The 15,321-nt window shown below is 37.6% G+C and carries 16 protein-coding genes; 7 read left to right on the top strand and 9 right to left on the bottom strand.

Annotation, left to right across the window (positions count from 1 at the left end):
• Positions 1 to 13 precede the first annotated feature (13 nt).
• From H6799_02170 to H6799_02160, 3 genes are read left to right on the top strand one after another with little or no spacing between them, the layout of a single operon-like run.
• On the top strand, positions 14 to 3,067 hold the full coding sequence (locus H6799_02170; protein USN97162.1) for a glycosyltransferase: 3,054 nt from the start codon (positions 14 to 16) through the stop codon (positions 3,065 to 3,067).
• 4 nt (positions 3,068 to 3,071) lie between these two features.
• On the top strand, positions 3,072 to 3,836 hold the full coding sequence (locus H6799_02165; protein ID USN97161.1) for a class I SAM-dependent methyltransferase: 765 nt from the start codon (positions 3,072 to 3,074) through the stop codon (positions 3,834 to 3,836).
• A 5-nt stretch (positions 3,837 to 3,841) separates the two neighbouring features.
• A complete protein-coding gene (locus tag H6799_02160; GenBank protein USN97160.1) occupies positions 3,842 to 4,768 on the top strand; it encodes a methyltransferase domain-containing protein in 927 nt (308 codons plus the stop codon).
• Positions 4,769 to 4,785: 17 nt separating this feature from the next.
• Here the strand turns inward: H6799_02160 and H6799_02155 are convergent, their stop codons facing one another.
• The 6 genes from H6799_02155 to H6799_02130 all read right to left on the bottom strand — a co-directional run bounded on the left by H6799_02155 (position 4,786) and on the right by H6799_02130 (position 10,415).
• Positions 4,786 to 7,635 carry a hypothetical protein gene (locus tag H6799_02155; GenBank protein USN97159.1) on the bottom strand — a complete coding sequence of 950 codons (2,850 nt, stop codon included), beginning with the start codon at positions 7,633 to 7,635 and terminating at the stop codon, positions 4,786 to 4,788.
• A 7-nt stretch (positions 7,636 to 7,642) separates the two neighbouring features.
• Positions 7,643 to 8,167: a hypothetical protein gene (locus H6799_02150; GenBank protein ID USN97158.1), complete on the bottom strand. Its 525-nt coding sequence runs from the start codon at positions 8,165 to 8,167 to the stop codon at positions 7,643 to 7,645.
• A gap of 82 nt (positions 8,168 to 8,249) precedes the next feature.
• Positions 8,250 to 8,726: a hypothetical protein gene (locus H6799_02145; protein USN97157.1), complete on the bottom strand. Its 477-nt coding sequence runs from the start codon at positions 8,724 to 8,726 to the stop codon at positions 8,250 to 8,252.
• A 71-nt stretch (positions 8,727 to 8,797) separates the two neighbouring features.
• Positions 8,798 to 9,184 (bottom strand): 50S ribosomal protein L7/L12, encoded by a 387-nt coding sequence (gene rplL / locus H6799_02140; GenBank protein ID USN97156.1) that lies wholly within the window; start codon positions 9,182 to 9,184, stop codon positions 8,798 to 8,800.
• Positions 9,185 to 9,217: 33 nt separating this feature from the next.
• On the bottom strand, positions 9,218 to 9,739 hold the full coding sequence (locus tag H6799_02135) for a 50S ribosomal protein L10 (GenBank protein ID USN97155.1): 522 nt from the start codon (positions 9,737 to 9,739) through the stop codon (positions 9,218 to 9,220).
• A gap of 343 nt (positions 9,740 to 10,082) precedes the next feature.
• Complete coding sequence (locus H6799_02130) at positions 10,083 to 10,415, bottom strand: MmcQ/YjbR family DNA-binding protein (protein USN97154.1); 333 nt, start codon at positions 10,413 to 10,415, stop codon at positions 10,083 to 10,085.
• 82 nt (positions 10,416 to 10,497) lie between these two features.
• On the opposite strand from H6799_02130, the gene H6799_02125 reads away from it, so the two are divergent.
• On the top strand, positions 10,498 to 10,851 hold the full coding sequence (locus tag H6799_02125; protein ID USN97153.1) for a hypothetical protein: 354 nt from the start codon (positions 10,498 to 10,500) through the stop codon (positions 10,849 to 10,851).
• Positions 10,852 to 10,855: 4 nt separating this feature from the next.
• On the opposite strand, the gene orn is transcribed toward H6799_02125, so the two are convergent.
• Complete coding sequence (orn, locus tag H6799_02120) at positions 10,856 to 11,434, bottom strand: oligoribonuclease (protein USN97152.1); 579 nt, start codon at positions 11,432 to 11,434, stop codon at positions 10,856 to 10,858.
• A gap of 11 nt (positions 11,435 to 11,445) precedes the next feature.
• Positions 11,446 to 12,117 (bottom strand): VTT domain-containing protein, encoded by a 672-nt coding sequence (locus H6799_02115; protein ID USN97151.1) that lies wholly within the window; start codon positions 12,115 to 12,117, stop codon positions 11,446 to 11,448.
• Positions 12,118 to 12,238: 121 nt separating this feature from the next.
• Here H6799_02115 and H6799_02110 point away from each other — a divergent pair, with 121 nt between their 5' ends.
• The 3 genes from H6799_02110 to H6799_02100 all read left to right on the top strand — a co-directional run bounded on the left by H6799_02110 (position 12,239) and on the right by H6799_02100 (position 14,881).
• Entirely contained in the window at positions 12,239 to 12,988 is a 750-nt protein-coding gene (locus H6799_02110) for a hypothetical protein (protein USN97150.1), read from the top strand.
• A 197-nt stretch (positions 12,989 to 13,185) separates the two neighbouring features.
• On the top strand, positions 13,186 to 13,704 hold the full coding sequence (locus H6799_02105; protein ID USN97149.1) for a hypothetical protein: 519 nt from the start codon (positions 13,186 to 13,188) through the stop codon (positions 13,702 to 13,704).
• A gap of 52 nt (positions 13,705 to 13,756) precedes the next feature.
• Positions 13,757 to 14,881, top strand: a complete 1,125-nt coding sequence (locus H6799_02100; GenBank protein USN97148.1) for a hypothetical protein — start codon at positions 13,757 to 13,759, stop codon at positions 14,879 to 14,881.
• On the opposite strand, the gene H6799_02095 is transcribed toward H6799_02100, so the two are convergent.
• The gene (locus H6799_02095) at positions 14,878 to 15,165 is read right to left on the bottom strand and encodes a hypothetical protein (GenBank protein USN97147.1); all 288 of its coding nucleotides are present in this window, start codon (positions 15,163 to 15,165) and stop codon (positions 14,878 to 14,880) included. The two genes, H6799_02100 and H6799_02095, sit on opposite strands and share 4 nt — an antisense overlap.
• Positions 15,166 to 15,321: the final 156 nt, after the last annotated feature.

Here is a 15,321-nt window from a genome sequence, read left to right as displayed (position 1 = left end):
CAATAATAAATATATGAGACCCAAAGCCAAGAGAATTGTATTACTTACAAAGAATGTGATTAAGAACCCTACTAGAGCAGTTAGTAAGGTTACCAGAAAACTGAGCAGCGAAGGCCTAACAGGCTTTATGTACGCAGTAAAAAATAAACTGATTGTTAATCAAAACGCGCCAACTAACAAAATTAACGATATGAATGAGGCATACCAGACATGGCGAATAGATAATTCATTGTCGGACAGAGATCTAAATACTCAAAGAGAAGAATCTAAAAACTTTAAAAAGAAACCAGTCATAAGCATAATAACCCCTGTGTATAAGCCCCCTACAGACGTGCTTGAGGATCTGATTAAATCCGTATTAAACCAAACTTATCCATACTTTGAACTCTGCATTGCTGAAGTTGCCCAGAATGAAGAATCTATTGCTCTACTAAAGAAATACCAAAAGATAGATAACCGTATTAAAGTACGATTCATGCCTACTAACGGAGGAATTGCGACCGACTCAAACGCATGCTTAGAACAGGCTACTGGGGACTATATAGCCCTTCTCGATCATGATGATTTAATTTCACCTGATGCATTATACGAAAACGCAAAGATGATAAACGAAGATGATTATGACTTTATTTATTCTGACAAAGATAAAATAGACGAAAATGGGAGACATTACGAGCCGATGTTTAAACCAGATTGGTCTCCAGAGATAATGTTTAATTCTAACTATCTCACTCATCTCAATGTCTTTAAACACTCCCTAATAAAAAAAATTGGTGGCTGGCAGACTAACACAGATGGAGCGCAAGATTGGGATTTATTCCTTAGATTGATTAAGGTATCAAAAAAAGTTGGCCACATACCGAAAGTTCTATACCATTGGAGAGTCCTAGAGACCTCCACTGCGCACTCAATAATGGCTAAGCCATATGCATTAGAAGGCCAAAGAAACGCAATTACTTACTCTGCAAAAAAAGCTGGATTAGATGTTACCGTTACACATACAAAAGATGGTTTTTTAAACTTACATTGGAAGAATCAAAGGGTTAATCAAAAAATCCTTATACTTTTCATAACTGATCTTGACGATACCACCTCTAAAGAAAGGCTCTCAAAGCAACTTAAAGGAGTTAATTTTGATTACAGCGTAGTAACAATAGATTCCCGTGATGGTAAAAAGTTTTTATCTTCAATAAGAGATAAAAAACCCGATCAAGACCTACTGGTGCTTAACTCAAATGTAAATTCTAAAATAAGCACCCAACAGATTCACGAAGTAGCCGGATGGCTAAGTATACCCGAGGTTGCTGTTGCAAGCCCTCATATCAAAGATCATAATGGAGGTTTATTTGATGTTGGCAGGATTCTAGGCTTTAGGTCTCTCTTTGGTCCAATATATTCAGAAGGCACCTACACACCTTCCATCTTTGGATTTCATGAGTGGGTCAGAAACACATCCGCTGGATCACCATTTTTCTCTTTAATTAAATCCTCAGCTTTATCAAAAATAAACAAAGATCTTTATTGCGAAGAGACTGATAGCGTACTCGACATTTTCTGGAAGATTAACTTGTTGTTGCGAGCTTCAGATTTTAGGATAGTCTCTACACCATACGTAACTTTAAATATTGAAAAAGAAACTTCTGGACAGGAAGATGCCCCATCTCTTTCAGTTGTCAAACTTGCTGAGAAATACTTCAGTAAAACTATTGGAGATGGTTACTTCAACCCTAATCTATCCTTACTACTCAGTGGACCACAGTTTGACGAACGAAATATCACAAGTGATTCACGAAAAGAACAGTTCTTAAAAAATCTCCAAAAAGGTGCTGATTTGAGACCTTATTTCTCAGAAATTCAGGGTAATAATGATGAAGACCAATCACAGTACCAAAATGAAGCTAATAACCTTTCTGCCCAATACGATTTCTCTCAAGAAGATATAGATTTGAGCATAAAAGCTGCTAATTCAACAGGAAAAATAAGCAGTATAGACTCTGCTATTTGGTTTATTCCGATGTTCGAAAGTTTGTATGCGGGGCTTAAAAATATTTTCGCTTTAGCTAACGAACTAACTATGCGAGAAGAAACAAGGCATACCTTCATACTTAATTCGAATGTGAGCATAAAGATACCAAAAAAACTTGTTATATCGCAATTCCCTGCATTAAAGGATTCCAGATTCATCGCTAGCAGAAACTCAAGCACCATAGATATAGAAAGCTCTACCATCGCCATCTGCACCTTATGGACAACTGCTTACGACATGCTCAAATACAATAAAACTAAACGAAAATGCTACATCCTTCAAGACTGGGAGCCTGATTTCTACCCCAAAGGTACTTTATCGGCAATGTCAGAAGCAACTTACGATTTTGGGTATCTAGCTTTAGCGGGAACAAAAGCTCTCGGCACTAGATATGAACAATACAATAAAAATAATGACTCTACTTATTTACCCTCGTTGCTTGATTTAAGTGATTATATAAATCACACTAAATCAAAAGCACAGAGCGCACCACTCTATGCAAATAAAAAAGTAAAGAGAGTAATGTTTTATGGAAGACCAGACTCGCCCCGGAATGGATTTGAGCTAGGAATAGCAGCACTAACTAAATTAAAAACCAAACTAGGAGATGATATCGAGATAGTAATTGCCGGGGCTCAGAGCTACTCAAAAAGTTACAAGCTGGAAGAAAAAGGACTATCAGTTGCTGGTAAAGTCCCTTATACTGATCTAAAAGATTTTTACTCCTCGTTTGATGCATGCCTATTTCTTATGTTCAGCCAACATCCAGGTGTAATACCTCTAGAAATGATGGCGTCAGGTGTACCAGTTGTTATCAACGATAACAAAAGCAGTGACTGGTCAGATCTATACAAGAATAACCAAAACTGTATAATTAGCAGAAATAGCCCTACAGAAATAGCAAATTCAATATTCAACGTACTAAATGATAATAAGGTAAGGGAAAAGCTCATATCAAATGGACTCAAACAAGCTAAAGATTATGGTGAAAAGCGCTACCAAGACGCAGTCATGGAAGTTATAAATAAGATAAAAGGATAGAATTATGATAAAAAAGGGTCTGACAAAAGTGAAGAAATCAAATGAGACTTGTGATGTTTGTGGTAATAACAGAAATAAGGATTTCAGAGTCATTGGAAAACAAAGATATGCTAAATGCTTAGAGTGTGGAACTATATATTCTACCACTCGCCATTTAAACTCAAAGAGTCCCGAAACTTATTTGGATGACCCAGAAGGATACCTCTCAATTATTAACCCAGAAGGTACTCGCTACATGGCCGGAGAGATAGATCACGCTTACAGATCTAAAGTTGGCAATCCTCATGGAAGATTGTTAGAGATTGGCTCAGGACTTGGCATGTTAAGCTATACTCTTTTTTCAAGAGGTTGGAATACATTTAGCTTAGAACTAAGCAAGCCTGCAGCTAGTTGGGCTAAAAAGGTATTTAAACTTCCTGTAGATACTTCTTTGATAGAAAACTACAAGCTAAAAGGTGACAAATTTGATTGCGTAGTTATGGTTGAGGTTATAGAGCATTTTTATGACATCCAAAAAGCATTGAAAAGTATTAGAAAGATTCAGAAAAAAGGTGGATTACTTTTTGGGACTACTCCAAACATCGACAGTGATCATTGGAAGGTAAGCGAACAAGACATTTATGATCCCACTGATCACATTGTCCTTTTCAACAAAAAATCACTTAAGAAGATTCTGGAAGATAATGGGTATAAAAATGTTGATGTAAAGTTTTTTGGCGGTGGCTCTAAGAATGACTCTAATTTAATGTATTCTGCTATTAAAAAATAATACATATGCTAGTCAGAGTTAAGAATGGTAAGGGGATGCTGGCCGGTAAGGTTTACTTAATTGACCAAGGTAGGCGTAGATGGTTACGAGACATTAATATCCTTTCGACTCTAGGAAATAAACCAGGTTATAGATGGCCCGAAGATATTCAGGAGATCACTGAACAAGAAGCCTTAAATTATCCTTATGGAGCGCCAACTCCAATCATTTTGGATCCTAAAATGAAAAAAATGAACAGAGACATGAACTTCATGCGTCAATTTATTACTCAAGGGCTAACTGGCAAAGGAGTAGAGTTTGGAGCAGCAGCAAACCCTCTGCCAATTCCATTAGGCACTAAAATATTATACGCCGACCTCTTCAATAAGGAACAGCTTGAATCTGAACTCTACTCAACCAGCTTATTTGAATATGTTCCCACTGATATACATACTAATTTTGACAAAATGGAGGGCATTAAGAACTCGAGCCTAGACTTTATAATCGCATCACATGTAATTGAACACGTCAGAGATCCTATAGGGGCAATGAATACAGCCTGGGATAAACTCAAAAAAGGCGGGGAGCTAGTGTTAATTGTACCGAAACGAGAAAGGACCTTAGATAAAACAAGGCCCGCGACACAGCTTGAACACTTGGTAGAAGATAATAAAAGTCCTTCTAGGTATAGAGACGCCCTTCATGTAGTCGAATTTTACGCCCACACAAATAAAATAAAAGACTTAAAAAAGGTATATGATCTAGCAATCAAGAGTATTACAGATGATCAGCATTCAATGCATTATCATGTATGGAACGAGCACGAGTTTAATAAAGTAATAAAATATATTAACTCAACAAAAAAGAAATGGAAGTACATCCTAAAAGAAAAAGCGCTACCAGGTAAAGAGAATTATGAGTTCTACATAAAACTCAGAAAAGTAGGGGAGTAAGGCCTAGATCTTCTCTTTTAATTTAATACAGTTCCATCAGGTATCAAAGTCATAACTGTACTATGTAAGTAAGTTTGTGTTATGCCGTTAAACCTCGTTCCAAGTAGACCACCATTCAATATCCATCGCTTTTTACCACCCTCAAGCCAATATACTTTTCCTGCATCATCTCGTATAAGTCTTGTTGCATTACGAGGGAAACCGTATGAATCAAATATACTTTGTGAAACATCCACTACGCTACCAGACACTCCAATATAGGCAAGTGCAGTGTCCGCATCTCCAAATCCTAACCCACCACCAAAACTTACTAGCTTCATCGAACCACTTGGTGATCTAACTACTAATGATGGAACGGTGTTATCATTTGGAATTAAATTTATAGTCTCTATATCTAATTGGTTAAACTCTTGACCCATTGATATATATCCTAGATTAAGTGCTTGAGCAGTACTTGTAAGTAAAACCTTACCTTTAGTAGATACTAGCCAAATATTGCTACTTCCATTGTCTTTCAATAAATAAGATGACCCTTGAGGTAATGTACTATTGTCAAACACATCACTACTCAAATCGAGTATTTTTGATGAGTCTATTCTATTTAAGATGTACTGGTTTAGCTCCTTCTTCTTTAGATTAGATAGGCTATAGACTTTACCAGATAATCGCACTAAAGGGCTAAGAGGTGCAGATTGGAGTGCATACCGATCTAGGCTAGAAGGCTTAGCTCTTATGGCTTGATCCAGAGCCCAACTATTCTTTACTTGATTATAGTTTGCCTGATACCTTTTTTTATCAATTACTGCAAAATACTGTCTTTGCCCACCTACGTCATAATAGACTATGTTTCCAATACTAATTCCAGTATCCATACTCTCTACTTGCTTTGTAGCGACATTAATAGGATTATCTGACCAAGAACTTACTTTTCTAGATTCAATTGGGTATTTAACCCCTCCCTGTAGAATGTAGTACTGACCGTTCGTGTCTTTAGAGACAGGCGAGCTTAATGAATCTCCATCGACATACTTATTTAACACCGCAACATCTATAGAATCTATAGCTTCGCCTTCTGGAACCCATTCATCAATAGCGGTCTGATTAGGGATGTAGTGCTTTGTATCCCCGCCCAAAATATAATACCTAACCGGTGCAGTAGATCTTGCAGACAATCCTAAATCAGCTCCATTAGCTAAAGTATCTAGCAAGTCATTACTAAGCAGAGATCTAGGACTAAAATTCTCAAATCCCCAAGCTTTTGCTATTTTGCCGTTTTTAACATAACGCTTTTTACCAGCCTCGATTACATACCACCTCCCAGTGCTAATATCCTCAGCTAACCAGTTTAAATCTTTTTTTGGCAAGGTTGAGCACAAATCAAGACTACAGTTGAAGTAGCTATCACCACTTGCGTTATACCAAGAGACTACATTATTGTCACTTGAAGACCACAACGAACCAGCCTCCACAAGATAACGCTTGCCTTGAAATTGCACGAACCTACCTGGTGCTCCGCCGGGTTGCAAACGCTCAACAAAAGATGTCGATGCGTACATGCCAGTAGCAGAATTACACCCCCAAGCTTTTGCTACTGAGGAACCAATCAAGTGGCGGACATTCGTATCCCCAATCCAACCATCAGAGCCCCCGATTACACCAACACATTTAGAGAGCCATCTCCCATCTCTAGCAGAATTAATAAATCCATCAGCTTGTATAGAGTCCTGGATATTTAAACCCCATAATGCAGCCACTCCCGAGGTTTGTACATAATGTCGCTCACCTCCATCCATCACAAAAACATTCCCAAATCGGTCTTTAGCCAAGTTAACTATATTAGGTCCGACAGACCGACTTGCAAAGTAAGTTAAAGGTGGCTCTTGGGCAGAATCCAAATCTATCCCCCATGCATCTGCGATTTCTTGTGACGGTATATAATGCAACCTTGAATAAGTGGCCAAATATATCTTACCATCTCGGACATCCTTTACTACTGCGCTATAGAGTGAAGGATCGGCACTTACAGTCCCGAACCAGTCTCTAAAATATCTCCAGAAGTTTCTATTTCCGTAAGCTGAGCACCCATCTCCCGTGCCATATAAATTATTCAATGCAGCTTGATTTGGTCTATATGGTGTGTAGTTATATAGCGCTGCCGTAGCGCCATTTTCAATATATACATTGCTGGCACCACAAGAAGTAGTTGGGGACCAGTAAATCGAGTTAACTTGACCAGCCCTGTATCTATACCCAGACGAATTCTGAACATATCTTTTGAATTGATATGCTGCCTTAGTCAATTGATTTACAAATCCATAATACTGTTCATCGCACGGTGCGGTGTCAGGGCAACCATAACCAGTAGCTATTTGATATTGTCGAGGTACTGGCCACTCATCAGTAACTAACCCTTGTTCTTTTTGAAGTAGTACGATTAGAGCTTTTGAGCTTACTCCCCAATCTGAGCTAACATTATAAATAATCTGAGCAGCGCTATGAGAACCTGGTGGGTTGTAATTTGGGTTACCAATATTATTTTCGTGTGTGGAAGGGTTCTCCCTATACTGAGGTAAACAAGTAAAGACAGTTGGCCAACCTCTTTGAGCAGCGTACTGAGCCCTAGTTATACCCCCGGTCATTTTAGAACCGTTAGTGTCACAAGTAACTTTATTATTCAAAAAGCTTTGAATCTCTGCCACACTCATCGAGTTAGAATTGAAGAAAACTGCATCGTCAATGATTCTCCCGGCGTTAAACTCAGACCCACTTAAAGCATTTGTTTTTGGAGAAAAATTAAAAACACTTAATAAAAGGACAACAAATAACGTTATACCTCCAAAACTAAGTCTCTTTCTTCTAATATCCATAGTTATTTTAATCAATATTAATAGTCTTTGATATAGATTTATCTTTAACCTTAGCTACTAAAGAGTATTGACCGATATTGGTAAATTCCACTTCTGGAGCACTGAGCGAGCATTTGCCAGCAGATACTTGAGCAGCCTTAGTAATAGCACGCCCGTCACTATCGGTGAATATAAAGCTACAATCACCAGAAGTCATGCCAGAAACCTCAACGCTTGCCCTAACCATCCCATCCGACTGACTAAAGCTTAAATTGCTTAACATTATTGGCTCAGCAGATTGAGTAGTGGAGTTATCCTCAGCGGATTGTTCGTTATCCTTAAGTGGTTCGTTTTGAGATTCTTCCTCAACCCGTTGCTTAGCAGAATCTACGTCGGCTTGCTCAGCAGTTTGTTGCTCCTGCTGACTTACCTCAGATGAGTTATCCCTAAAGAATGTCACGTACGCTATAGTAGCACAAAGGAGTAAAGCTACAACAATTGTCGCAACCAATTTATTTCTAGATTTATTTTTTTTGAGCTTTTTGTTTTTCATTCTAAATCCTGGTGTCTTGCACCTAAACTAATACCTACTTAAAAGATACACCCTTTACAGTTTAAAATCAAGACGCTTAAGTTTATTCTTCCTTAGCTTTCTTACTCTTACCCATTACTATATCTGCCATTCCTAGCCCCATAGCAACTACACCTATTGGTGTTATAAAACTCTCTACAAAATCATAAATCGGACCAGTGGATAAACCATTCAGACTGCTTGTGGATCCCAAGACAATACCTACATAATAACCCGTTAATACACCTAAGAGAATTGATAGCCCTAATCTCAGGACTAAATGACCTCGAGAGCTCCTAAAATTAAGTAAAGCTAAGATAGTAGGGAAGAGTATAAAGAAAAGAGCCACGGCAGCATTTAAAAAACTAGCGTCACCCTCAACACCATGACGTGATATCCAAGTAACAAAGCTAGAGTTATACTGGGTATTAAAGAATAAACCAGCATATAGACCAAAGACAGCCCCGCCGATTGTACTCTTTCTGAGATAAGCGCTCAGAGCATACATTACAGCAAAACCAACCATTAAAACATCAATCATAAGCTTAATTATAACCAAAAAAGATCCCAGACAAAATCTAGGATCTTTTAGTTTAAGTAATTTAGTAAGAACTAAACTAGCTCAACAGTAGCACCAGCTTCTTCTAGAGCCTTCTTCATAGCCTCAGCTTCTTCCTTTGGTACGCCTTCTTTGACGGCCTTAGGAGCCTCATCTACGATAGCCTTAGCCTCACCGAGACCTAAACCAGTAGCTTCTTTAACTGCTTTGATAACTGCAACCTTTTGAGCGCCAGCATCTTTTAACATAACAGTAAAGTCACTCTTAGCTTCATCACCACCAGCTTCATCACCACCAGCTGTAGGAGCAGCCCCAGCAACTGCAACAGCAGCTGCAGCAGGCTCAATACCGTATTCATCTTTTAAGATGTCACTTAATTCTTTTACTTCTAAAACAGTAAGCTTAACAAGCTCATCTGCTAATTTTTTAACATCTGCCATATTATTATTTAATTCCTTAAGTTATTTATTTACTTAATTTGCTTTAGCTTCAAGTGCCTGGACTAACCCGCCCAAGTTACCAGAAAGACCACTAACCACACCTCTAGCCGGAGCCTTAAGAGTATTGATTAGAGTGGCAAGCATTTCTTGTCTATTTGGTAGAGCAGCAAGAGCCTTAGCCCCAGCTTCGTCCATAAGAACGCCTTCATCACTAAATGCAGCCACGAGTTTAAGCTCGGGGTTCTTTTTAGCGAATTCATTGGCAAGCTTAGCTGCTGCTACTTCATCTTCAGGATTGAAGATGTACATTAGCTGACCAGCATGACCACTTAAATCAAGATCTTTTAAAGATTCAATTTTAGAAGCCGCATGCCTTAAAAGACGATTCTTAACAACTTTTACGCTGCTACCATTTTGTAATGCATTTCTGCGGAGTTCTTGAGCCTGAGCAACGCTCATCCCTTGGTACTCACAGATTACAGTCATCTTACTAGTCGTAAGAAGTTCTGTAACTTCAGCAACAACCGCATCTTTTTGTTCTTTTGTTAAAGCCATAAAACTTTATACCTTTATTTTTTTAAACACTAGCCGACCCTTTTCTTTTAAAAAGAGTAGTGCGCAGGATTTTGTTAAATTAAAAAGAGTCGTTGGCTCTCGCAAATGCCAATGACTCTTTTGAATCTGAAAAACCTTATTTAAAAAGTTTGTTCATTTTTATTATAGCAGAACTAGTCAAACAACTTGTGCTACTAATTTTTATACAAACATTTTTAATTTCAGACCCTCGGTAGTACTTCTTAAGCTGTTATAAAAAAATTTATTAACTTGCTCTGGCTACTGTCTTTGGGCAAAACCTAGGTACAAATTATACCAAAAAAGATATAATTGTCCAATAATTTTATTCAGTGACTAATCTATAGCTTAGATCAATTAAATCTTTTAAATCCTGCTCAGAGACCTCTCCAGAACAGACAATAGTATTCCAGTGCTTCTTATTTAAGTGATAGCCAGGCATCACCGTTATAAACTTCTCTCTTAAGTGCTCAGCCAGGTTAGGATCACACTTTAAACTTAAGTTAACAGGATCTTTACCAGATTGTATTATTGCAAACATCTTAGCTTTATCACCCTCGCCAACTTTGTAAACTTCGGCTTCTGGACCAAAAGGGAAGTCAAGCCAAGCATTTGGTTTAGCTAGTAGATAATCACGAATTTCTTGCCCATGAGTCATTTACCTCTAATTTTACCAAAGCCTATAAAATGCAACAAAAACATTGACTTGCATCATTGTTCTATGTTAGAATAATAACAATATGAGAAGACCTAGCCTTGGGGAAGTCCGTATTGTCACAGACTTAGGCGAAGGCGACCAAGTCGTTAGTGTCTACGAACTTTCCAGAACCCTTGAGTGCCTCAGTCTAGCTTGGGAGCTGTTCCATAAGAGCGGGGTAGTAGAGCTATGGACACCATCTGTCCAAATTGCAGAAATTAAAAAAACAGACGAGAGCTGCCCAAATTGCCCAATACAAATCACTAGAAGTGCCACACGACAAAAAGTAGTCGCGACATCAAGAACGCACACAATACCACCTGAGCACATGGGGTGTGCCGCCAATCTTTTAACACATGCTGCAGGGACTATGCTTAGCCTAAGTGCTACAAGTTAAAATACTAGAGCCTCATCCAGCCCTTCTCAAGGTAATATTTAAGCTCAGCCATGCTCTCGTGGATGTCGTAAAGCGCTCGATGACGCTCTTCTTTTTTGCGCCCTTCATGGCCATTACCTTCGATCCAAATTTTAAGCCCAGTTACATCAAACATACGGTAGTGGAGCAGAGAAGTTAGATCTGGCATATATTTCTCAATAAATTCACGATCTGCCCTGATAGAATTACCCGCTAAAATAATCTTTTCTTCTTTAGGGAAGCTTTTTTTACAAATCTTAATTAGCTCCTTTTCGATCTCTTTAAGACTTTTTTTAGACTTAGCGCATGCTTTTTTAAGTTTATCTCGTTCTTCTGGCATCGAGTTCCAAAAACCCTGTTCTTCAGCATCAAATCTTTTTTGAAGCTCATCTTCTGAGTAATGCACAACAGCTTCATACTCTTCTTCAATTTTAAGCTTAAAGTCAGAAACTAAAGCAGCAACTTCTGTAATTACCTCAGTATCAGTATCAAGACCGGTCATCTCTAGATCTATCCAAAGTAGCTTAGTCGGTTTTACCTTCTTTTTTATCGTTGTAGCTTTCATAATTTTTTAGATTACTTCTTATTCTTAGTAGCTTTTTTATTCATTCTGTGCTCTTTTAAGCTCTTTTTGGCAGCTAAAATATTAGTTTTTAGTCTGGCACGTTTTTCTCTTGTACTCGCCACATGCCACAAGCCAGGTATAAGAGAGGCTAGGATAATACCAATAATAATTAACTCAAAGTAGCGGCGTACCCAATCAATTTTACCAAAGTAGTATCCAATTAGAGTTACACCACCACCCCATAAAATACCACCAATCACATTAAACTTAATAAAGCTTAAATAGTGCATATTGCTCATACCCGCAACCATTGGTACGAAACTCCTTACCGCAGGCACAAATCTTGCAAAAACAATAGTTTTGCCTCCATGTTTGTTATAAAACTTTTCAGCCTCATTTAGATAGCCCATTTTAACAATAAAGCTATTTTTATTATTTTTAATCTTTTTTCCAGTTGTAGCACCAATAGCGTAGCCTGCGCTATCACCTAAAATTGCTGCCGATATACAAACTATTAAAAGAGGAATGATACCAAAATAGTTACCTCCCGCAGCTAAAATCCCAGCAGTAAGAAGCAAACTATCCCCAGGCAAGAAAAAACCAAAAAGAAGACCAGATTCTGCAAATAAAATCAGCCAAATTCCGAGCAAACCTACTGTAGTAACAAGTTGATTCAAATCCATATAGCTTAGAATTCTAACACAATAATCTGTACACTGACCCAAGTAAATACTATTAGATAGAAAAATAACATTTCTGTTAAACTTAAGCTTAATAAAACCAACTTACTAAACTTAAATAAAAGTGGAACCAGTAAATACTGCACAAAAAAACCAGTCAGGCACTCATGAGCAATTAAATATTGCTCAGCAGGATGCGCAAGAGACTAATGCTCAAATTATCGAGAGATTAAAAGAGCAACGCGATGAACTTCGTGGCATAAATAACTTAGGATTTGAGGTTAAAACAAAAAAGCCAAAATTTAAAAAACTAGTAATCATTTTATTAAGCTTAGTTAGCCTTAGCCTTACTTATATTTTTTTAATAAAACCAAACATAAATAAAACAGAGGACTCCTCTTCAGCAACTCAAAAGAGTTTTATGTTACCGTCGAACATAAATACAAAAACATCAGAAGAAAAACAGGCACTAAACATCATACTTCTAGCCAGAAATAATAAAGCAGATGAAATAATAACCGATTATTTGAATAAAGCTCAGCTAGGCACCTCAGAAGAGGATTTTAAAAAACTGATTAACTCATACAGTTTATCTGCTGATGGAGAACAGGTAGATCTAATAGAGAAAAAAGTCGGAAAAGTAAATTTTTCTCCCAGTGAAGAAGGTACAGCACTCCCAGAGACAAATACCGAGTTCGAAGCAGCTTCGCTTCTTTATAGGTCTAGTTACTATAGACATACAAATAATCTTTACCTAAAGATTAATTTATACAAACCCGACCCAACTGTAGATAACTGGAAGTTATACACATTCGAATTTAAAGCTGGTGATCGCACACCTCCGATAAAAGCCGAAATTAACGTAGCTGTATAATATTTTTTAAAAAATTGCTTGCAAAGCTAGTTTAAACAGTGCTACGCTTAAGCTCATAGGTTTAAAGTTGTGAGAGACTATAAAAGCCAAAGACAAAAGAGCTAAAAGATTTCTTAAACGATGAAAGATCGTTTTATAAATCTACATCCAAAAACAATAAACCAAAAATCTAAAAAATAAAACAAAGGCAAATAAAAATGAGTAACCTAGATGAAAAACAAATAAAACGCCTACGTAACTTAATAAAAGAGGCCGAGATGAATCTCCTTGCCGCTAAAGAGCTTTTAGTAAGTTTGGTCGGAGATGGAGAAGAGTTAAGCCATACAACACCTTATACTGAACCAGCAGATGGTGAAACTGTAGTGGAAGGAGTTTTTGATGGTCAGAACATGATTGGCTATAACAGCAAAATATACCCAGTTCAAGCTAATTATGCCAGTAAGTCTCATTTAGTCCAGGGGGATGTACTAAAATTAACTATTGTTGATGGAGGGAAGTTTTTATTTAAGCAAATCGGACCAGTTGCCAGAAAACAGCTAATAGCAACAATTACCCAAAGAGATGGAAATTATTTTGCTCAAGCAGAGAGTAAAGAATATAAAATACTCCTAGCAAGCGTGACCCATTTTAAGCTTAGTGTTGGAGATCAAGCTACTATAGTTGTCCCAGAAGAGAATCCAGAAGCTGAGTGGGCAGCAGTCGAAGCTCCTCTATAATCTGAGAGTGTTATACTAAAATTATCAAAAAAGATAATAAACAAAAAAACAAATGACAGACCTAGAGCAACCAGTAAATATAGTCCTCCAAATCACCAAACTAGATCTCCTTAAGTTTATAGTCCCAACTGTATCAGCTTTTGTAATCGGAATACTTTCGACTCCGTTTATAATGAAGTACTTTTTAGTCAAATACGACATTAGAAAAAAGAAGAGTGTAGCTAAAACTATTGACGGTAAAGCCACACCACTTACTGCTAGTATCGATAACGACGACAAAAAAGTTTTATACAGAATGGGTGGCTTAGTCATGCTCACAGGACTTTTAACTACTGCCTTAGGTATATGGATTATCTCTAAAATTACCAGCACAAGCGAATTTGTAAAATTAGACTTTATAAGTAGAAATCAGACTTGGCTGCCACTCTTTGGCTTAACAGTTGGAGCCATCGTGGGTGGAATAGATGAACTATTAGTAGCTGACAAGTTAAAAGGTAAACTGGCCAGATCTCTCGGAGGAGGACTTTCAATTAAATATAGGCTGATACCAGTTGCTCTTGTAGGAGCATTTTGTGGATGGTGGATGGCAGTTAAGCAAGATTTAAGCTCTCTTCATATACCTTTTTTTGGTAACTACAATATACCTGTACTCTTATTTATAGCTCTTTTTGTCATAGTTGTAGCAGCAACATATTCCGGGACAATTATTGATGGTGTCGATGGACTTTCTTCTGGAGTTTTCTCATCAATTCTTATGGCACTCGGAATTATTGCCATAACTCAAAGCAAATTTGATGTAGCAACTTTGTGTTTTGCTACCGTGGGAGCTTTATTTGCCTTCTTATGGTTTAACATCCCGCCAGCTAGGTTTATGCTCTCAGAAGTAGGCAGTATGGCCCTAACAGTGATGATTGCTATCATTGCCTTTATAACAGATGCAGTATTTGTTTTGCCAATAATAGCAGCGCTTCTTTACCTAACAACCTTCTCTGTGATAATCCAACTTCTTTCTAAAAGATTTAGAGGCAAAAAGATTTTCTTAGCCGCACCACTTCATGTCCATTTACAACTTATCGGTTGGCCAAAATATAAAGTAACCATGAGATACTGGGTCTTAAGTGTAATGTTTGCCTCTACTGGGCTTGCCGTTTACCTACTTGGTGGCCACTTCCGTTAGTTACTATTAAGTAAATTATCAAGATTTTCTTGATTCCTGCTAGCTAAAAATTCACCCACACATTCAGGAACAACTTGTAAACAAGTTCCTCTTCCCATAACTGTAACGGGATCAGCATTAGTCCCCTGACCAGCCATACTACCAACTGTTAGGCGTCCTTGAGTATCTACAGGCTTTTTCTGTGCAGATTGTAAAACTACTTTTTGATCCTGGCTATCTAAATGTCTTAACATCCATCTAAAATTATCCTCTGGATAAAGGAACGTTACTGGAATTTCTCCCATACGAGAAACTAAAGCATAGGCAACTTTATCATGTATAAATGGAGCTTTCCATATTAACGGCAAAACAATCCTAGATGAAGGTTCAACGGGTAATCTAAGAGTACCCACTAGAAGATAGGGGACTTCATGTATATGTATCCAGTCTTTCTTAATCAT

It is taken from the genome of Candidatus Nomurabacteria bacterium, assembly GCA_023898665.1.
Classification (GTDB): domain Bacteria; phylum Patescibacteriota; class Saccharimonadia; order Saccharimonadales; family HK-STAS-PATE-42; genus HK-STAS-PATE-42.
This window is presented reverse-complemented; position numbering and strand designations above follow the sequence as displayed.